Here is an 18,506-nt window from a genome sequence, read left to right as displayed (position 1 = left end):
GGAGAGGATAGACGCATGCGTGACCGCGATCCGGTCGAGGTCTACAACAACACGCTGGTTCCCATGGTCATCGAGCAGACGGCCCGGGGCGAGCGTTCCTTCGACATCTATTCGCGCCTGCTGAAGGAGCGGATCATCTTTCTGACGGGGCCGATCTTCGATCAGGTCTCGGCGCTGGTCTGCGCCCAGCTGCTGTTCCTGGAAAGCGAGAATCCCAGCAAGGACATCGCCTTCTATATCAACAGCCCCGGCGGCGTGGTGACGGCCGGCCTCGCGATGTACGACACCATGCAGTACATCCGGGCCCCGGTTTCCACCGTCTGCCTCGGCATGGCGGCCTCCGCCGGCTCCCTGCTGCTGACGGCGGGCGAGAAGGGCAAGCGCTTCGCCCTTCCGAACAGCCAGGTGATGATCCACCAGCCTTCCGGCGGTGCCCAGGGTCAGGCGACCGACATCGCCATCCAGGCGCGCGAGATCCTCAAGACGCGCGAGCGCCTGAACAAGATCTACGTGCACCACACCGGCCAGCCGCTGGAGGAGATCGAGCGGAACATGGAGCGCGATACCTACCTCTCCGCCGAGGAGGCCCGGGCTTTCGGCCTCATCGACCAGGTGGTGGAGCAGCGTCCGGCCGCCGTGGCCCCGGCGGCCGAGGCCCCCAAGGCCTGACCAGCGGCCACCGGCCCGGCACGGGCCGGCCGGTGGCCGCTCCACTTCCCCCTGGATGACAGGGGGGCTACAGTCCCGTGTAGGTCCGCCGATCCTTCCCCGGCGGGTCAGGAGCGTTCATGAGCAAGTCCGGCGACTCGAAGAACACCCTGTACTGCTCGTTCTGCGGCAAGTCGCAGCACGAGGTGCGCAAGCTCATCGCCGGCCCAACGGTCTTCATCTGCGACGAGTGCGTCGAGCTCTGCATGGATATCATCCGTGAGGAGCACAAGACGCATCTGGTGAAGTCGCGTGACGGGGTGCCGACGCCGCGTGAGATTTCCAAGGTGCTGGATGACTATGTGATCGGGCAGGAGCACGCCAAGAAGGTGCTCGCTGTCGCGGTTCATAATCATTACAAGCGCCTGGCGCATGGTGCCAAGGCTGGCGAGGTTGAGATCGCCAAGTCCAACATCATGCTGGTCGGCCCCACCGGCTCGGGCAAGACGCTGCTGGCGCAGACGCTGGCGCGGATTCTCGACGTGCCCTTCACCATGGCCGACGCCACCACGCTGACCGAGGCGGGCTATGTCGGCGAGGATGTCGAGAACATCATCCTCAAGCTGCTGCAGGCCGCCGATTACAACGTGGAGCGGGCGCAGCGCGGCATCGTCTATATCGACGAGGTCGACAAGATCAGCCGCAAGTCCGACAACCCCTCCATCACCCGTGATGTGAGCGGCGAGGGCGTGCAGCAGGCGCTGCTGAAGATCATGGAAGGCACCGTTGCCTCCGTGCCGCCGCAGGGCGGGCGCAAGCATCCGCAGCAGGAATTCCTGCAGGTCGATACCTCGAACATCCTGTTCATCGTGGGCGGGGCCTTTGCGGGCCTTGAGAAGATCATCGCCGCCAAGGGCAAGGGCTCCGGTATCGGCTACGGCGCCGAGGTCCGCGGGCCGGATGAGCGCCGCGCCGGTGCCATCCTGCGCGAGGTGGAGCCCGAGGATCTGCTGAAGTTCGGCCTGATCCCGGAATTCATCGGCCGTCTGCCGGTCATCGCCACGCTCGAGGATCTCGACGAGAAGGCGCTGATCGAGATCCTGACCAAGCCGAAGAATGCCCTGCTGAAGCAGTACCAGCGGCTGTTCGAGATGGAGGCCACCAAGCTCTCCTTCACGGATGACGCGCTGAAGTCGGTGGCGAACCGCGCGATCCAGCGCAAGACGGGCGCGCGCGGCCTGCGCTCGATCATGGAAAGCATCCTTCTCGGCACGATGTACGATCTGCCGGGCCTGGAGGATGTGAACGAGGTTGTGGTGAACAAGGAGGTGGCTGAAGGCCGTGCCGCCCCGTTGTTCATCTATGGTGAACGGGCGGCGGAGCAGTCTTCCGCTTGAGCCGGGGTTCCGGCGTCCGGCGCAGGGCTGGCCAGCGATGGCTTGCCCTGCGCGGTCACCGGCCCCATCTCCCGGAAGAACCCGTGGCGACGGGGCCGTGCCGAAACCGGGCGACCCCGTGCCGACTGTCCTGAGTGAGGTCCCCAATGGCGGATAAGAATCCGGAACTGCTGAGCGGCGAGCTGCTGCCTGTGCTGCCGCTGCGCGACATCGTTGTCTTCCCCCACATGATCGTGCCCCTCTTTGTCGGGCGCGAGAAGAGCGTGCGGGCCCTGGAAGCGGTGATGCGCGACGACAAGCAGATCCTGCTGGTTGCCCAGAAGAATGCTGCCCAGGACGATCCTGGGGCGAGTGACCTGTATGAAGTCGGCACCGTCTCCACGGTGCTGCAGCTGCTGAAGCTGCCCGATGGCACGGTCAAGGTGCTGGTCGAGGGCGGGCGCCGTGCCCGCGTGACCGGCTTCAAGGAGACCGACCAGTATTTCGAGGCCTTCGCCACCCCGATCGACGAGACGGTGGGCGAGGCGCCGGAGCTGGAGGCGCTCTCCCGCACCGTGGTCAGCCAGTTCGAGCAGTATATCAAGCTCAACAAGAAGATCGCGCCGGAGGTGCTGGTCTCGATCAACCAGATCGACGACCCGGCCAAGCTGGCGGATACGGTGGCGAGCCACCTGAACCTTAAGATCAGCGAGAAGCAGGAGCTGCTGGACACCGCCAGTGTCTCGGCCCGGCTTGAGCGTGTCTTCGCGCATATGGAAAGCGAGATCGGCGTTCTCCAGGTGGAGAAGCGCATCCGGAACCGCGTGAAGCGGCAGATGGAGAAGACCCAGCGCGAATACTATCTGAATGAGCAGATGAAGGCCATTCAGAAGGAGCTGGGCGAAGGCGAGGACGGCAAGGACGAGGCCGCCGAGCTGGAGGAGCGCATCAAGGCCACCAAGCTCTCCCCCGAGGCGCGCGACAAGGCCATGGCCGAGCTGAAGAAGCTGCGGACCATGTCGCCGATGAGCGCCGAGGCGACGGTGGTGCGCAACTACCTCGACTGGATCCTGTCGATCCCTTGGAAGAAGAAGTCCAAGGTCAAGAACGACCTGATCAAGGCCGAGGAGGTCCTGGACGCCGACCACTACGGTCTGGACAAGATCAAGGAGCGTATCCTGGAATATCTGGCGGTGCAGTCGCGCTCGCCGAAGATCCGGGGTCCGATCCTGTGCCTGGTCGGCCCTCCGGGCGTCGGCAAGACCTCGCTGGGCAAGAGCATCGCCAAGGCGACCAACCGCAACTTCGTGCGGATGAGTCTGGGCGGCGTGCGGGACGAGGCCGAGGTGCGTGGCCACCGGCGGACCTATATCGGCTCCATGCCGGGCAAGGTCATCCAGGGCATGAAGAAGGCCAAGACCAGCAACCCGCTGTTCCTGCTGGACGAGATCGACAAGCTCGGCGCCGACTGGCGCGGCGACCCGTCCTCCGCGCTGCTGGAGGTGCTGGACCCCGAGCAGAACTCGACCTTCGCCGACCACTACCTGGAGGTGGATTACGACCTCTCGGACGTGATGTTCGTGACGACCGCCAACAGCCTGCGCATGCCGCAGCCGCTGCTGGACCGCATGGAGATCATCCGCATCCCCGGCTACACCGAGGATGAGAAGGTGCAGATCGCCCGTCGCCACCTGCTGCCCAAGGTCACTGAGGCCAATGGGCTGAAGGAAGGCGAGTGGAGCGTCTCCGACGATGCGCTGCTGGACCTGGTGCGCTACTACACGCGTGAGGCCGGCGTCCGGAACCTGGAGCGTGAGGTCGGCGGTCTGGCTCGCAAGGCCGTCAAGGAGATCGTCTCCAAGAAGGCCAAGAAGGTCGCGATCACCCGCAAGAACCTCGACAAGTATGCCGGGGTGCGGAAGTTCTCCTTCGGCGAGACCGAGGCCGAAGACATGGTGGGTGTCGTCACCGGTCTGGCCTGGACCGAGGTGGGTGGCGAGATCCTGACCATCGAGGCGGTCATGGTGCCGGGCAAGGGCAAGGTGCAGACCACCGGCAAGCTGGGCGACGTGATGCAGGAAAGCGTCTCGGCCGCACTCAGCTATGTGCGGAGCCGCGCCATCTCCTTCGGCATCAAGCCGACGACCTTCGACCGGCGCGACATCCACGTGCACGTGCCGGAAGGTGCGACGCCCAAGGATGGTCCTTCCGCCGGCATCGCGATGGCGACCTCCATCGTATCGGTGCTGACGGGCATTCCGGTCCGCAAGGATGTGGCCATGACGGGTGAGATCACCCTGCGCGGGCGCGTGCTGCCGATCGGCGGGTTGAAGGAGAAGCTGCTGGCCGCCCTGCGCGCCGGCATCACCACCGCCTTCATCCCGAAGGACAACGAGAAGGATCTGGCCGAGATCCCGGACAACGTGAAGAAGGCCATCAAGATCATTCCCGTCGCCCATGTGGACGAGGTGATCGGTCAGGCCCTGGTGCGGAAGCCGGAGCCGATCGACTGGGTGGAGCCGGAGGAAGTGCCCGCGGCCGCGACCCAGCCGGCCGCCAGCCCGGCCGCGCTGCCGCACTGATCCTCTGCGCCGGGGCGGGTTCATCCCGCCCCGGTGTGGCTTCCGCGCCAAAGCCTCGCAGAATTCCAGGCCCGCCATAGCCTGGCGTTGACGCGGCAAAATCCCGCTGCCTAGTGTCGGCCCAACGCGAGCCTGACGGTTCGCCGCGACACGGTAAGGGATAGCCCAGTGAACAAGCAGGATCTGGTGGCGGTGGTCGCCGAAACCGGTGAACTCTCCAAGGCCCGCGCGAGCGAGGTGCTGGACGCCGTTTTCGACGCCATCACCGGGGCCTTGAAGAACAAGGAAGAGGTTCGCCTGGTGGGTTTCGGTACCTTTGCCATTTCGCGCCGCAAGGCAGGCAAGGGCCGCAATCCGCGCACTGGCGAGGAAATCGAGATTGCAGCGACCACCACGGTGCGCTTCAAGCCTGGCAAGGGCCTGAAGGACGAGGTGGCCTGACCAAGGGTTTTGGGCGCTTAGCTCAGCGGTAGAGCGCCTCGTTTACACCGAGGATGCCGGGGGTTCGAATCCCTCAGCGCCCATACCGAATACGTCTGCGGAACGTTCGCAAAAAAGCGATTTAGGTCCGTTGACAGAGTGGGGCAGGGGCCGTATTTCCCCCTCCACGCCGCAAGCGGGTGTAGCTCAGTTGGTTAGAGCGCCGGCCTGTCACGCCGGAGGTCGCGGGTTCGAGCCCCGTCACTCGCGCCACTGCGGTGCAATTCGAAAGCGCTGCCCTGGGTTTCCAGGGCGGCGCTTTTCGCCTTTCACCTGTCTGCTTTTCAATGTTTCGCAATGCGTCGCAGCCTATGGCGAAGGAAGCGGGGCGGGAGTAATGTCCGCCCCGACGTTGCGCTGCGGGGATACCCGACAGCGCATTTTGGCCATGCGCTCCCCTGCACATGGCCTGATGGGCCCCCTGGCCCGAGGGACGGATGCATCATGACCCAGCCCCTGCTGGCGAACTATTTCCCGATCCTGGTCTTCCTGGCGATCGCGGCTGGCATTTCCATCGCGATGGTGGGCGGCAGCATTCTGGCCGCGCGGCAGAAGCCCTATGCGGAGAAACTCTCGACCTACGAATGCGGCTTCGAGCCTTTCGAGGACACGCGTCACCGCTTTGACGTGCGGTTCTACCTGGTCGCGATCCTGTTCATCATCTTCGACCTGGAAGTGGCCTTCCTGTTCCCCTGGGCGGTGACGCTGGGGCAGATCGGCTGGACGGGCTTCCTGTCCATGATGGGTTTCCTCGGCGTGCTGACGGTGGGCTTCATCTATGAGTGGCGCAAGGGCGCCCTGGACTGGGAGTAAGCCACGATGAACAGCATCAATGATCAGGTCGCGTGGAACCAGCAGGCCCTGCCGCCCGGCCCCGCGCAGGACGCCGTGATCAACAGCGTGACCGGCGAGATCGAGGACAAGGGCTTCGTCGTCGCCAACATCGACAAGATCGTGAACTGGGCGCGCACGGGCAGCCTGTGGCCGATGACCTTCGGCCTGGCCTGCTGCGCGGTGCCGATGATCCACGCCTATATGGCGCGCTATGACCTCGACCGCTTCGGCGTCATCCCGCGCGGCTCGCCGCGGCAGTCGGACGTGATGATCGTGGCTGGCACGCTGACCAACAAGATGGCCCCCGCGCTGCGCAAGGTCTACGACCAGATGGCCGAGCCGCGCTACGTCATCTCCATGGGCAGCTGCGCCAATGGCGGCGGCTATTATCACTACAGCTACAGCGTGGTGCGCGGTTGCGACCGCATCGTGCCGGTGGACGTTTATGTCCCAGGCTGCCCGCCCACGGCCGAGGCGCTGGTCTACGGCATCATGCAGCTGCAGAAGAAGATCCGCCGGACGGGGAGCATCCTCCGTGGCTGAAGACATTTCCACTGAAGTGGCCCAGCCCGCGCCGCTTTCGCCGCTGGAACAGCTTGTCGCCGATATCCAGGCCTCGGTGCCGCAGGGCGTCATCTCGCGCGGCCGCGTGCAGCGTGGGGCGGAAGCCGAGATCTTCGCCGCGCGCGAGGCGCTGCCGGCCCTGATGACCATGCTGCGGGACGATCCGCGCTTTGCCTTCGAGCAATGCGTGGATCTTTGCGGTGTCGATCGTCCGGCGCAGGCTGAGCGGTTCGAGGTGGTCTACAACCTGCTCTCGCTCTCGCTGAACCACCGGGTGCGGGTGATCGTCACCACCGACGCCGAAACGCCTGTGCCCAGCGTCTCCGCCATCTGGCCCTGCGCCACCTGGTACGAGCGCGAGGCCTGGGACATGTACGGCATCATCTTCGAGGGCCAGAGCGACCTGCGCCGCATCCTGACGGATTACGGCTTCGAGGGGCATCCGCTGCGCAAGGACTTCCCGCTGACCGGCTTTGTCGAGGTCCGCTACGACCCCGAGCGGCAAGCGGTGGTCTATGAGCCCGTCAAGCTGCAGCAGGATTTCCGCAACTTCGATTTCCTCTCGCCCTGGGAAGGCATGACCACGCTGCCCGGCGACGAGAAGGTGCATCTGAACCGGATCGCCAGCGAATGAGCGCGAGCACCAACGAGATGCCGGCCTCGACCGAGACGCGTACGGTCGAGATCGACAACCACACGATCAACTTCGGCCCGCAGCATCCGGCGGCGCATGGCGTGCTGCGCCTGATCCTGGAACTGAAGGGTGAGGTGGTGGAGCGTGCCGATCCGCATATCGGCCTGCTGCACCGTGGCACCGAGAAGCTGATCGAGTACAAGACCTACCTGCAGGCGCTGCCGTATTTCGACCGCCTCGACTACGTGGCCCCGATGGCGCAGGAGCATGCCTTCGCGCTGGCTACGGAGCGGCTGCTGGGTATCGAGGCGCCGATCCGCGCCCAGTTCATCCGCGTGATGTTCGCGGAAATTAGCCGCATCCTGAACCACATCCTGAACATCACGACCTATGCGCTGGACGTGGGCGCGACCACGCCGTCGCTCTGGGGCTTCGAGCAGCGCGAAATCCTGCTCGAGATCTACGAGGCGGCGAGCGGCTCGCACTACCACGCCAACTACGTGCGCCCGGGCGGCGTGGCCAAGGACATCCCGGCCGGCCTGCTGGAGAAGATCTCCCGCTGGGCGGACCAGTTTCCGAAGTTTGTCGATGACATCGAGCGCCTGCTGACGGGCAACCGCATCTTCAAGCAGCGCACGGTCGATATCGGCATCATGACGACGGAACAGGCGATGGAATGGGGCTTCTCCGGCCCCTGCCTGCGCGCCTCCGGCGCCGCCTGGGACCTGCGCCGCAGCCAGCCCTACGACATCTACGACCAGCTCGACTTCGAGATTCCGGTCGGCAGCCATGGCGACTGCTACGAGCGCTACCTTGTCCGCGTGGCGGAAATGCGTGAGAGCCACAAGATGATCCGCCAGTGCATCCAGCAGATGCCGGGCGGGCCCGTCAAAATCCAGGACAACAAGATCACGCCGCCGAAGCGCGGCGAGATGAAGCGGTCCATGGAAGCGCTGATTCATCACTTCAAGCTCTACACCGAGGGCTACCACGTGCCGGAAGGCAGCACCTACACGGTGGTGGAAGCGCCCAAGGGCGAGTTCGGCTGCTACCTGGTAGCCGACGGCACCAACAAGCCTTACCGCTGCAAGATCCGCGCGCCCGGCTTCGCGCATCTGCAGGCCATGGACGTGCTGACCAAGGGCCACATGCTGGCCGACGCCGTGTCCGTCATCGGCAGCCTCGATATCGTGTTCGGAGAGATCGACCGGTGAGCGATCCGCATCATCAGGAAGTCACCCACTTCGCCTTCGATGCGGAGAGTGAGGCGCAGATCGCCAAGATCATCGCCCGCTATCCGGAAGGGAAGCAGGCCAGCGCGGTGATCCCGCTGCTGTATGTCGCGCAGAAGCAGATGGGCCGCCTGACCGGCAGCGCCTGGGTGCCGCGCGTGGCGATGGATGCGGTGGCGGTCAAGCTCGGCATGGCGCCGATCCGCGTCTACGAGGTCGCCACCTTCTATTTCATGTTCAACACCAAGCCGATGGGCCGCTTCCATCTGCAGGTCTGCGGCACGACGCCCTGCTGGCTGCGCGGCTCGGACGAGGTGCTGCGCGCCTGCAAGGATGCCGGCCACCTCAAGGGCTATGGCGACACCAGCGAGGACGGGCTCTTCACGCTCTCCGAGGTGGAATGCCTCGGTGCCTGCGTGAATGCGCCGATCCTGCAGGTGGATGACGACTACTACGAGGACCTCGATTACGCCCGCACCGTCGAGCTGATCGAGTCCCTGAAGCGTGGCGAGCGGCCGAAGCCGGGCAGCACCATCGGGCGCCAGACCAGCGCGCCGGAGGGTGGCCCGACCGTGCTGCTGGACATCCCGTTGAAGGAACCGGCCATCGTGGTTGGCCGGAAGGGGGAGGCGTAACCATGGCGCTGAGCGACAAGGACCGCATCTTCACCAACCTCTACGGGTTGCATCCCTGGAACCTGAGGGAGGCGATGCGCCGCGGGAACTGGGACGGCACGGCGGCGATCATCGCCAAGGGCCGGGACTGGATCATCGAGGAGCTGAAGCAGTCCGGCCTGCGTGGCCGTGGCGGCGCCGGCTTCCCGACCGGCATGAAGTGGAGCTTCATGCCCAAGTCCTCGCCGGACGGGCGTCCTTCCTACCTCGTCGTGAACTGCGATGAGTCGGAGCCCGGCACCTGCAAGGACCGCGACATCATCCGCCACGATCCGCACACGCTGATCGAGGGCTGCCTGATCGCGGGCGTCGGCATGGGGGCCCATGCCGGCTACATCTATGTGCGCGGCGAGTATTTCAACGAGCACGTGGTGCTGCAGGCCGCGATCGACGAGGCCTATGAGGCCGGCCTGCTGGGCAAGAACGCCGCCGGCACGGGCTGGGATTTCGATCTCTACGTCCATCGCGGCGCGGGCGCCTATATCTGCGGCGAAGAAACGGCGCTGATCGAGAGCCTCGAAGGCAAGAAGGGCATGCCCCGCCTGAAGCCGCCTTTCCCGGCGGCGGTGGGCCTCTACGGCTGCCCGACGACCGTGAACAATGTCGAGACCATCGCCGTGGTGCCGGAGATCCTGCGCCGCGGTGCCTCCTGGTTCGCCTCCTTCGGCCGCCCGAAGAACAGCGGCACCAAGGTCTTCTGCATCCAGGGCCATGTGAACAAGCCCTGCAACGTGGAAGCCGAGATGAGCATCCCGATGCGGGAGCTGATCGAGCGCTATGCCGGTGGCGTGCGCGGCGGCTGGGACAACCTGCTGGCCGTGATCCCCGGTGGTTCCTCGACCCCGCTGCTGCCGAAATCCATCTGCGACGACGTGCTGATGGACTTCGATGCGCTGCGCGAGCACAAGTCGGGCCTCGGCACCGCCGCCGTCATCGTCATGGACAAGTCCACGGACCTGATCAAGGCGATCGCGCGGCTGGCGCAGTTCTACAAGCATGAGAGCTGCGGCCAGTGCACCCCGTGCCGCGAGGGCATGGGCTGGCAGAAGCGCCTGATGGACCGCATGGTCGAGGGGCGCGCGGACGTGGCCGAGATCGACGTGCTGGAAAGCGTCACGCGGCAGATCGAGGGCCACACCATCTGCGCCCTCGCCGATGGCGGCGTCTGGCCGGTGCAGGGTCTGATCCGGCACTTCCGGCCGATGATGGAAGAGCGTATCGCGGCCTACCACGCGAAGAAGACCGGCGGCGCCATGCCGCTGGCGGCGGAGTAACGCCATGGCCAAGGTAACGATTGACGGGATCGAGGTGGAGGTGCCCAACGGCGCCTCCGTGCTGCAGGCCTGCGAGGCCGCCGGCAAGGAAATTCCGCGCTTCTGCTATCATGAGCGGCTGTCGGTGGCCGGCAACTGCCGCATGTGCCTCGTCGAGGTGGAGAAGGCGCCGAAGCCGGTGGCTTCCTGCGCCTATCCGGTGGCGGACGGCATGAAGGTCTTCACGGACAGCCCGATGGTCCGGAATGCCCGCCGCAACGTCATGGAATTCCTGCTGATCAACCACCCGCTGGATTGCCCGATCTGCGACCAGGGCGGCGAGTGCGACCTGCAGGACCAGGCTGTGGCCTATGGCCGCGATGCCAGCCGCTACCGCGAGGGCAAGCGGGCGGTGAAGGACAAGTACCTGGGCCCGCTGGTCAAGACGATCATGACCCGCTGCATCCAGTGCACCCGCTGCGTGCGCTTCGCGACCGAGGTCGCCGGCGTGCCGGAGCTGGGCGCGACGGGCCGCGGCGAGGACATGCAGATCGGCACCTATGTCGAGAAGGCGCTGACCACGGAGCTTTCGGGCAACCTGATCGACGTCTGCCCGGTGGGCGCGCTGACCAGCCGGCCCTATGCCTTTGTGGCCCGGCCCTGGGAGCTGCGGTCGGCCGACAGCATCGACGTGCTGGACGCGCAGGGCGTGAATATCCGCGTCGATACCCGTGGCCCGGAAGTGCTGCGCATCCTGCCGCGCACCAATGAGGACGTGAACGAGGAGTGGATGGCCGACCGTGGCCGCTTCTCCTTCGACGGCCTGAAGCGCAAGCGGCTGGACCGCCCCTGGATCCGCCAGGACGGCAAGCTGCGCCCGGCCAGCTGGCAGGAAGCGCTGGAGCACATCGCCGCCAAGCTGAAGGGCCTGCCGGGCGACCGCATCGGCGCCGTGGCCGGCGACCTGGTGGATGCCGAAAGCGCCTTCGCGCTGAAGTCCCTGATGGCGGCCCTGGGTTCGCGGAACCTGGACTGCCGCCAGGACGGCGCCAGGATCGACGGCACGCGGCGCGAGCACTACCTGTTCAATTCCGGCATCGCCGGGATCGACGAGGCGGATGCGCTGCTGATCATCGGCAGCAACCCGCGCAAGGAAGCGCCGGTGCTGAACGCCCGCATCCGCAAGAAGTGGGCCTCCGGCACGCTGGCGGTGGCGCATATCGGCCCGCGCGACATCGAGCTGACCTATAACGCCGAGCATCTGGGCGAGGGGGCTTCCGCCCTCAACGCCCTGCTGGACGGCAGCCACGCCTTCGCCAAGCTGCTGTCCGAGGCCAAGCGGCCGATGATCATCCTCGGCCGTGGCGCGGTGGCGCGCGAGGATGGCGCGGCGGTGCTGGCGGCGGCCTGGGCGCTGGCCAATCAGGTCGGCGCGCTGACGCCGGAATGGAACGGCTTCAACATGCTGCACCTCTTCGGTGGGCAGGTTGGCGCGCTCGATGCCGGCTTCCTGCCGGGCGAGGGCGGCCAGGACCTGGCCGGCATGCTGAGCGGCGGCGTGGATGCGCTGTGGCTGCTGGGCGCGGACGGGTTCGAGCCCGGCTTTATCGCCCCCGGCACCTTCGTGGTCTACCAGGGCCATCACGGCGACCGCGCGGCCTCCCGCGCCGATGTCATCCTGCCCGGTGCGGCTTACACCGAGAAGGAAGGCACCTACGTCAACACCGAGGGGCGCGTGCAGCGCGGCCGCCTGGCCATCTTCCCGCCCGGTGAGGCGAAGGAAGACTGGCGCATCATCCGCGCGGCGGGTGCGGCGCTGGGCGTGGACCTGCCCTTCAACACGCTGGAAGACGTCCGGGCCGGCATGGTCGCGGCCAACCCGGTCTTCGGGCTGGTGGATGGCCGCATCGCCGGTGGCGTCACGAATACCCGTGGCCCGCAGGCTGGCGGCACCCTGAGCGATGTGGCCTTCAAGCCGGCGATCACCGACTACTGGCTGGCGGACAGCATCAGCCGCGCCTCCGAGGTGATGGCCGAGTGCAGCCGCATCTACAACGCGCCCCCGTTGGCGCAGGCGGCGGAGTAAGGACCGATGGAAGCCTTCCTCAATTCCTCCATCGGCATCCTGGCCATCACGGTCGCCCAGACCCTGGCGGTGCTGGTGCCGCTGCTGATCGCCGTCGCCTACATGACCTATGCCGAGCGCAAGATCATGGCGGCAATGCAGATGCGCATCGGCCCCAACGTGGTGGGGCCCTTCGGCCTGCTGCAGCCCTTCGCGGATGCCGCGAAGATGCTGATGAAGGAAACGATCATTCCTTCCGGCGCCAACCGGGCGCTGTTCATCTTCGCGCCGATGCTCACCTTCATCCTGGCGATGATCGCCTGGGCGGTGATCCCGGTGAACGAGGGCTGGGCCATCGCCGACATCAATGTCGGCATTCTCTACCTCTTCGCCATCAGCTCGCTGGGTGTCTACGGCATCATCATCGCGGGCTGGGCGTCGAACTCGAAGTATGCCTTCCTGGGCGCGCTGCGCTCGGCGGCGCAGATGGTGTCCTACGAAGTCTCGATGGGCTTCGTGATCGTGACGGTGCTGCTCTGCGTCGGTTCGCTGAACCTGACGCAGATCGTGCTGGCGCAGAAGACGGTGTGGTTCTTCATCCCGCTCTTCCCGATGTTCATCATCTTCTTCATCTCGACCCTGGCCGAGACCAACCGCCCGCCCTTCGACCTGGCGGAAGGCGAGTCCGAGCTGGTGGCCGGCTTCATGGTGGAATATTCCTCCATGACCTACGCCCTGTTCTTCCTGGGCGAATACGCCAACATGTTCCTGATGTCGGCGATGACGACCACCCTGTTCCTGGGTGGCTGGCTGCCGCCGGTGGACATGGCGCCCTTCAACTGGGTGCCGGGGCCGCTCTGGTTCATCCTGAAGGTGTGCCTCTGCATGTTCACCTTCGTCTGGGTGCGCGCGACCTTCCCGCGCTACCGCTATGACCAGTTGATGCGCCTGGGCTGGAAGGTCTTCCTGCCGATCAGCCTGGTGTGGCTGGTGCTGACGGCCTTCGTGCTGAAGCTCGCCGGGTGGCTGCCGGCATGATCGTGGAAATTCTGAACACAGGACGCGCGGGCTGCCCCCGCGCGGCGAGGTGAGAGATGGCGACGCTGGACCGCGCGGCCTACAGCCTGCTGCTGACCGAACTGGTCTCCGGCATGGCGCTGACGCTGAAGTACTTCTTCTCGCGCAAGGCCACGATCAAGTACCCGAACGAGAAGCTGCCGCTCTCCCCGCGCTTCAAGGGTGAGCATGCGCTGCGCCGCTACCCCAACGGGGAAGAGCGCTGCATCGCCTGCAAGCTGTGCGAGGCCGTCTGCCCCGCGCTGGCCATCACCATCGAGGCCGAGCCGCGCGAGGACGGCAGCCGCCGCACCACGCGCTACGACATCGACATGACGAAGTGCATCTATTGCGGCATGTGCGAGGAAGCCTGCCCGGTGGATGCGATCGTCGAGGGGCCGAACCTCGAATTCTCCACCGAGACGCGCGAAGAGCTGCTCTACAACAAGGACAAGCTCCTCGCGAACGGCGACCGGTGGGAGCCCGAGCTGGCGAAGCGTCTGGAACTGGACGCCCCCTACCGCTGACCGCAGGGCGGGAAGGGGTGGCCGCGCCTTCCTGCCGATAGAACCCTCGCGGCCCCGCCCCCCTGCTCGGGGCGGCTCTCTGTTTTTCTGGAACGGTGCCATGACGCTGCAACAGCGCGGGGGTGGGGTGCGATGATCGCAACGCTTGCCTTCTATGTCTTCGCGTTCATCCTGATCGCCAGCGCGGTCATGGTGGTGACCAGCCGCAACCCCGTCCACAGCGTGCTGTACCTGATCCTGGCCTTCATGAACGCCGCCGCGCTGTTCCTGATCGCGGGCGCAGAGTTCCTGGCGATGATCCTGGCCATCGTCTATGTCGGCGCGGTCGCGGTGCTCTTCCTCTTCGTCGTCATGATGCTGGACATCGACTTCGCGGAGCTGCGCGCCGGCTTCCAGCGCTACCTGCCCTTCGGCGCCATCATCGGCGGCATCCTGTTCCTGGAGCTGCTGTTTGTCTTCGGCTCCTGGCAGTTCGCCGAGGATGCGGGCTCGCTGCGGCTGAACGCCATGCCCGCCGCCACGGATGGCGTGACCAATACCGAGGCGATCGGCCGCATCCTGTATACGGACTACATCTTCCTCTTCCAGGGCTCGGGCCTGATCCTGCTGGTGGCCATGATCGGCGCCATCGTGCTGACGCTGCGCGAGAAGGCGCCGAACAGCCGCCGCCAGAACATCGCCGTGCAGGTGGCGCGCGCCGAGGCCGTGCCGCTGGAGAACATCCCGGCCCGCACGGGCCTGGGCACCCTGGGCATCAAGCGCCGGCCGCTGCCGGAAGCGGAGAAGCCCAAGGCGGTGGCGCATGACGACCACGGTCACCATGGCGGGGGGCACCACTGAGATGAGCATCGGTCTCGGGCACTACCTGACGGTCAGTGCCATTCTTTTCGTCCTCGGCATCCTGGGCATCTTCCTTAACCGGAAGAACGTCATCGTTATCCTGATGTCGATCGAGCTGCTCCTGCTGGCGGTGAACCTGAACTTCGTGGCCTTCTCCGCCGCGCTGCAGGACATGACGGGGCAGATCTTCACCATGTTCGTGCTGACGGTCGCGGCCGCCGAGGCGGCGATCGGCCTGGCCATCCTGGTGATCTACTTCCGCAACCGCGGCAGCATCGCGGTGGACGACGTGTCCACGCTGAAGGGCTAGGCGCATGTATCTCGGTGCCATCTTCTTTCCGCTGATCGGCTCGCTGATCACCGGCCTTTTCGGCCGGCTGATCGGCGACAAGCCGGCGCAGTGGATCGGCGTCTTCTTCATGGCGCTCTCCGCCATCTGCGGCGCCGTCAACTTCTTCAACGTGGCGCTCGGCCATGCGCCGGTGATGGTCGATCTGGGCACCTGGATCGATGTCGGCGGGCTGCAGGTCTCCTGGGCGCTGCGCTACGACACGATCGCCGCGGCGATGGTGGCCATGGTCACGCTGATCTCGACCATGATCCACATCTATTCCGTGGGCTACATGTCCCACGACGCGACGCCGACGCGCTTCTTCTCCTACCTCTCGCTCTTCACCTTCATGATGCTCATGCTGGTGACGGCCGATAACCTGGCGCAGCTCTTCTTCGGCTGGGAAGGCATCGGCCTCGCGAGCTACCTGCTCATCGGCTACTGGTACGAGCGGGAAAGCGCCAACCGCGCGGCGATGAAGGCCTTCATCGTGAACCGCGTGGGCGACCTGTTCTTCATGATGGGCATGGCGCTGACCTTCTGGACCTTCGGCACCATCGAGTTCGACGGCATCTTCCAGGGTGTCGCGGCGGCGCAGGACAAGACCATCGGCGGCATCCCGGCCATCGAGCTGATCGCCTTCCTGCTCTTCGGCGGCGCCATGGGCAAGTCGGCGCAGATCGGCCTGCACACCTGGCTGCCGGACGCCATGGAGGGCCCGACGCCGGTTTCCGCGCTGATCCATGCGGCGACGCTGGTGACGGCGGGCGTCTTCCTGATGGCGCGCATGTCGCCCGTCATCGAATACGCGCCGAACGCGCTGGGCTTCATCACCTTCATCGGCGCCACGACAGCCTTCTTCGCGGCGACGATCGGCTGCGTGCAGAACGACATCAAGCGCGTCATCGCTTATTCGACCTGCTCGCAGCTCGGCTACATGTTCTTCGCGGTGGGCGTCGGCGCCTATCAGGGCGCCATCTTCCACCTCATCACCCACGCCTTCTTCAAGGCGCTGCTCTTCCTGTCGGCCGGCTCCGTGATCCACGCGATGTCGGACGAGCAGGACATCCGCAAGATGGGCGGCATCTGGCGCAAGATCCCGCTGACCTACGCCATGTTCTGGATCGGCAGCCTGGCGCTGGCGGGCATCCCCTTCTTCGCCGGCTATTATTCCAAGGACTTCGTGCTGGAGGCGGCCTATGCCGGCCATGGCTGGACCGCGAGCTACGCCTTCGTCATGGGCATGATCGCGGCGCTGCTGACGGCCTTCTATTCCTGGCGCCTGATCATCATGACCTTCCACGGCAAGCCGCGCGCCGACCATCACGTGATGGAGCATGTGCACGAGAGCCCGGCGGTCATGACCCTGCCGCTGATCGTGCTCGCCATCGGCGCGCTCTTCTCCGGTGCGCTGCTGGCCGACTACTTCGTGGGCCACGACTGGCTGGCCTTCTGGAACGGCTCCATCGTCAACCAGCCCAACAACCACATCATGCATGACGCGCATGAGGTGCCGAGCTGGGTGCCGCTGGCACCGACCGTGGCCGGCGTGGTCGGCATCGCGGTGGGCTACATCTTCTATATGTTCGTCCCCGCCATCCCGGGCCGGCTGGCCGCCAGCTTCCCGGGCCTGTACCGCTTCCTGCTGAACAAGTGGTATTTCGACGAGCTGTATGACGCCATCTTCGTGCAGCCCGCCCGCAAGCTCGCCTTCTGGCTGTGGAAGGTGGGCGATGCCAAGGTGATCGACGGCATGCCCAATGGCGCCGCCGCCCTGACCGCGAGTGCGGCGGGCCGGGTGACGCGTTTCCAGAACGGGCGCGTGGCGAACTACGCCTTCACCATGATCATCGGGCTCGTCCTCTTCGTCAGCATCTTCCTGTTCGGGATCGGCCGATGAACGCCGCAGGCTTTCCCCTGCTCTCGCTGCTCACCTTCCTGCCGTTGGTGGGCGCGGGCATCCTCCTCTTCATCCGGGGGGAGGAGGCGGTCGTCGCCTCCAACGCCCGCTGGACCGCGCTCTGGACCAGCCTGATCGTCTTCGGGCTGTCGCTGATCCTGTGGTTCAGCTTCGACAAGACCACCGCGGACTATCAGTTCGTCGAGCAGATGACCTGGATGCCGGAATTCGGCCTGGGCTATCACCTGGGCGTGGACGGCATCTCGGTGCTGTTCGTGCTGCTCTCGACCCTGCTGACGCCGATCTGCATCCTGGCCTCCTGGGAGTCGGTACAGACCCGGGTGCGCGAATACATGATCGCGTTCCTGGTGCTCGAGACGATGATGATCGGCATGTTCGCCTCGCTCGACATGCTGATGTTCTACATCTTCTTCGAGGGCGTGCTGGTGCCGATGTTCCTCATCATCGGTGTCTGGGGCGGCGCGCGGCGCGTCTATGCCGCCTACAAGCTTTTCCTCTACACGCTGCTCGGCTCGCTGCTGATGCTTCTGGCGATCCTGACGCTCTGGTACATGGCAGGCACCACCTCCATTCCCGAGCTGATGAAGCTGCAGATCCCGCGCAACATGCAGATCTGGATGTTCCTGGCCTTCTTCGCCTCCTTCGCCGTGAAGGTGCCGATGTGGCCGGTGCACACCTGGCTGCCGGACGCGCACGTCGAGGCGCCGACGGCGGGCTCGGTCATCCTGGCCGGCGTGCTGCTGAAGATGGGCGGCTACGGCTTCCTGCGCTTCTCCGTGCCGCTGCTGCCGGAAGCGACGGAATGGTTCGCGCCGCTGATCTTCGCGCTCTCCGTCATCGCCGTCATCTACACCTCGCTGGTGGCGATGGCGCAGGAGGACATGAAGAAGCTGATCGCCTATTCGTCCGTGGCCCATATGGGCATCGTGACGCTGGGCATCTTCGTGATGAACCACCAGGGCCTGTCCGGCGCCATCTTCCAGATGCTGTCGCATGGCATCGTCTCGGGCGCGCTCTTCCTTTGCGTCGGCGTGGTCTATGACCGCGTCCATTCGCGCGAGATCAATCGCTACGGCGGCGTGGCCAAGGTCATGCCGGTCTATGCGGTGCTCTTCATGGGCTTCACCATGGCTTCCGTTGCCCTGCCGGGCACGGCGGGCTTCCCGGGTGAGTTCCTGGTGCTGGTCGGCGCCTGGCAGGTGAACCCCTGGGTCGCCTTCTTCGCCGGCTTCTCCATGATCCTGGGTGCCTGCTACATGCTGTGGCTCTACCGCCGCGTGCTGTTCGGCCGCATCACCAAGGACGAGATCAAGCACCTGCTGGACCTCTCCCCGCGTGAGTGGCTGACCTTCGCCCCGCTGGTGGTGCTGACGCTGTGGATGGGCCTTTACCCGTCCTCCTTTACCTCTTTCTTCGATGCCAGCGTCACGGCGCTGCTGGCGCGGCATGAAGCCGCGCTGGCCCTGCCGCGTCTGGCGGGGATGTGACC

The 18,506-nt window shown here is 65.6% G+C and carries 17 protein-coding genes and 2 tRNA genes; all 19 read left to right on the top strand.

The window, feature by feature from the left end; genetic code table 11:
• Positions 1-15: 15 nt before the first annotated feature.
• The 19 genes from clpP (at position 16) to EBE87_RS03635 (ending at position 18,504) form a co-directional block, all read left to right on the top strand.
• Positions 16-669, top strand: coding sequence for an ATP-dependent Clp endopeptidase proteolytic subunit ClpP (clpP, locus tag EBE87_RS03725; protein WP_120637044.1), 654 nt, complete (start codon positions 16-18; stop codon positions 667-669).
• A gap of 119 nt (positions 670-788) precedes the next feature.
• Positions 789-2,045 (top strand): ATP-dependent Clp protease ATP-binding subunit ClpX, encoded by a 1,257-nt coding sequence (clpX, locus tag EBE87_RS03720; RefSeq protein WP_120637045.1) that lies wholly within the window; start codon positions 789-791, stop codon positions 2,043-2,045.
• Positions 2,046-2,191: 146 nt separating this feature from the next.
• Positions 2,192-4,606, top strand: coding sequence for an endopeptidase La (gene lon, locus EBE87_RS03715; RefSeq protein WP_120637046.1), 2,415 nt, complete (start codon positions 2,192-2,194; stop codon positions 4,604-4,606).
• 132 nt (positions 4,607-4,738) lie between these two features.
• Positions 4,739-5,047 (top strand): HU family DNA-binding protein, encoded by a 309-nt coding sequence (locus EBE87_RS03710; RefSeq protein WP_120637047.1) that lies wholly within the window; start codon positions 4,739-4,741, stop codon positions 5,045-5,047.
• Between the two features lie 11 nt (positions 5,048-5,058).
• Positions 5,059-5,130: transfer RNA gene (locus EBE87_RS03705), tRNA-Val, on the top strand.
• Between the two features lie 92 nt (positions 5,131-5,222).
• Positions 5,223-5,299: transfer RNA gene (locus tag EBE87_RS03700), tRNA-Asp, on the top strand.
• 231 nt (positions 5,300-5,530) lie between these two features.
• A complete protein-coding gene (locus tag EBE87_RS03695) occupies positions 5,531-5,899 on the top strand; it encodes an NADH-quinone oxidoreductase subunit A (protein WP_120637048.1) in 369 nt (122 codons plus the stop codon).
• 6 nt (positions 5,900-5,905) lie between these two features.
• Positions 5,906-6,463, top strand: coding sequence for a NuoB/complex I 20 kDa subunit family protein (locus EBE87_RS03690; RefSeq protein WP_120637049.1), 558 nt, complete (start codon positions 5,906-5,908; stop codon positions 6,461-6,463).
• Positions 6,456-7,118 (top strand): NADH-quinone oxidoreductase subunit C, encoded by a 663-nt coding sequence (locus tag EBE87_RS03685; RefSeq protein ID WP_199707158.1) that lies wholly within the window; start codon positions 6,456-6,458, stop codon positions 7,116-7,118. Before EBE87_RS03690 ends, EBE87_RS03685 begins: the two co-directional genes overlap by 8 nt.
• Entirely contained in the window at positions 7,115-8,332 is a 1,218-nt protein-coding gene (locus EBE87_RS03680) for an NADH-quinone oxidoreductase subunit D (protein ID WP_120637050.1), read from the top strand. The genes EBE87_RS03685 and EBE87_RS03680 overlap by 4 nt, the downstream gene beginning before the upstream one ends.
• Positions 8,329-8,985 (top strand): complex I 24 kDa subunit family protein, encoded by a 657-nt coding sequence (locus EBE87_RS03675; protein ID WP_120637051.1) that lies wholly within the window; start codon positions 8,329-8,331, stop codon positions 8,983-8,985. Before EBE87_RS03680 ends, EBE87_RS03675 begins: the two co-directional genes overlap by 4 nt.
• 2 nt (positions 8,986-8,987) lie before the next feature.
• Positions 8,988-10,298, top strand: a complete 1,311-nt coding sequence (gene nuoF, locus EBE87_RS03670) for an NADH-quinone oxidoreductase subunit NuoF (RefSeq protein WP_120637052.1) — start codon at positions 8,988-8,990, stop codon at positions 10,296-10,298.
• Positions 10,299-10,302: 4 nt separating this feature from the next.
• Positions 10,303-12,363 carry an NADH-quinone oxidoreductase subunit NuoG gene (gene nuoG, locus EBE87_RS03665; protein WP_120637053.1) on the top strand — a complete coding sequence of 687 codons (2,061 nt, stop codon included), beginning with the start codon at positions 10,303-10,305 and terminating at the stop codon, positions 12,361-12,363.
• 6 nt (positions 12,364-12,369) lie between these two features.
• Positions 12,370-13,380 carry an NADH-quinone oxidoreductase subunit NuoH gene (gene nuoH / locus EBE87_RS03660; protein WP_120637054.1) on the top strand — a complete coding sequence of 337 codons (1,011 nt, stop codon included), beginning with the start codon at positions 12,370-12,372 and terminating at the stop codon, positions 13,378-13,380.
• A 56-nt stretch (positions 13,381-13,436) separates the two neighbouring features.
• Entirely contained in the window at positions 13,437-13,925 is a 489-nt protein-coding gene (gene nuoI / locus EBE87_RS03655) for an NADH-quinone oxidoreductase subunit NuoI (protein WP_120637055.1), read from the top strand.
• Between the two features lie 132 nt (positions 13,926-14,057).
• Positions 14,058-14,765 (top strand): NADH-quinone oxidoreductase subunit J, encoded by a 708-nt coding sequence (locus EBE87_RS03650; RefSeq protein ID WP_120637056.1) that lies wholly within the window; start codon positions 14,058-14,060, stop codon positions 14,763-14,765.
• The gene (gene nuoK / locus EBE87_RS03645; protein WP_456316263.1) at positions 14,728-15,075 is read left to right on the top strand and encodes an NADH-quinone oxidoreductase subunit NuoK; all 348 of its coding nucleotides are present in this window, start codon (positions 14,728-14,730) and stop codon (positions 15,073-15,075) included. The genes EBE87_RS03650 and nuoK overlap by 38 nt, the downstream gene beginning before the upstream one ends.
• Before the next feature lie 4 nt (positions 15,076-15,079).
• Entirely contained in the window at positions 15,080-16,996 is a 1,917-nt protein-coding gene (gene nuoL / locus EBE87_RS03640; RefSeq protein ID WP_120637057.1) for an NADH-quinone oxidoreductase subunit L, read from the top strand.
• On the top strand, positions 16,993-18,504 hold the full coding sequence (locus tag EBE87_RS03635; protein WP_120637058.1) for an NADH-quinone oxidoreductase subunit M: 1,512 nt from the start codon (positions 16,993-16,995) through the stop codon (positions 18,502-18,504). The genes nuoL and EBE87_RS03635 overlap by 4 nt, the downstream gene beginning before the upstream one ends.
• The last annotated feature ends 2 nt before the right edge of the window (positions 18,505-18,506 follow it).

The sequence above is a fragment of the Teichococcus wenyumeiae genome (assembly GCF_003696345.1).
Taxonomy (GTDB): domain Bacteria; phylum Pseudomonadota; class Alphaproteobacteria; order Acetobacterales; family Acetobacteraceae; genus Pseudoroseomonas; species Pseudoroseomonas wenyumeiae.
Note: the sequence above shows the minus strand (reverse complement) of the source record. Positions and strands in the feature narration are given on the sequence as shown.

Bases quoted from the DNA above. Each gene is read 5' to 3' on its own strand.
- clpP (WP_120637044.1), top strand. From the start codon at position 16: ATGCGTGACCGCGATCCGGTCGAGGTCTACAACAACACGCTGGTTCCC.
- clpX (WP_120637045.1), top strand. From the start codon at position 789: ATGAGCAAGTCCGGCGACTCGAAGAACACCCTGTACTGCTCGTTCTGC.
- lon (WP_120637046.1), top strand. From the start codon at position 2,192: ATGGCGGATAAGAATCCGGAACTGCTGAGCGGCGAGCTGCTGCCTGTG.
- EBE87_RS03695 (WP_120637048.1), top strand. From the start codon at position 5,531: ATGACCCAGCCCCTGCTGGCGAACTATTTCCCGATCCTGGTCTTCCTG.
- EBE87_RS03690 (WP_120637049.1), top strand. From the start codon at position 5,906: ATGAACAGCATCAATGATCAGGTCGCGTGGAACCAGCAGGCCCTGCCG.
- EBE87_RS03680 (WP_120637050.1), top strand. From the start codon at position 7,115: ATGAGCGCGAGCACCAACGAGATGCCGGCCTCGACCGAGACGCGTACG.
- nuoF (WP_120637052.1), top strand. From the start codon at position 8,988: ATGGCGCTGAGCGACAAGGACCGCATCTTCACCAACCTCTACGGGTTG.
- nuoG (WP_120637053.1), top strand. From the start codon at position 10,303: ATGGCCAAGGTAACGATTGACGGGATCGAGGTGGAGGTGCCCAACGGC.
- nuoH (WP_120637054.1), top strand. From the start codon at position 12,370: ATGGAAGCCTTCCTCAATTCCTCCATCGGCATCCTGGCCATCACGGTC.
- nuoI (WP_120637055.1), top strand. From the start codon at position 13,437: ATGGCGACGCTGGACCGCGCGGCCTACAGCCTGCTGCTGACCGAACTG.
- EBE87_RS03650 (WP_120637056.1), top strand. From the start codon at position 14,058: ATGATCGCAACGCTTGCCTTCTATGTCTTCGCGTTCATCCTGATCGCC.
- nuoK (WP_456316263.1), top strand. From the start codon at position 14,728: ATGACGACCACGGTCACCATGGCGGGGGGCACCACTGAGATGAGCATC.
- nuoL (WP_120637057.1), top strand. From the start codon at position 15,080: ATGTATCTCGGTGCCATCTTCTTTCCGCTGATCGGCTCGCTGATCACC.
- EBE87_RS03635 (WP_120637058.1), top strand. From the start codon at position 16,993: ATGAACGCCGCAGGCTTTCCCCTGCTCTCGCTGCTCACCTTCCTGCCG.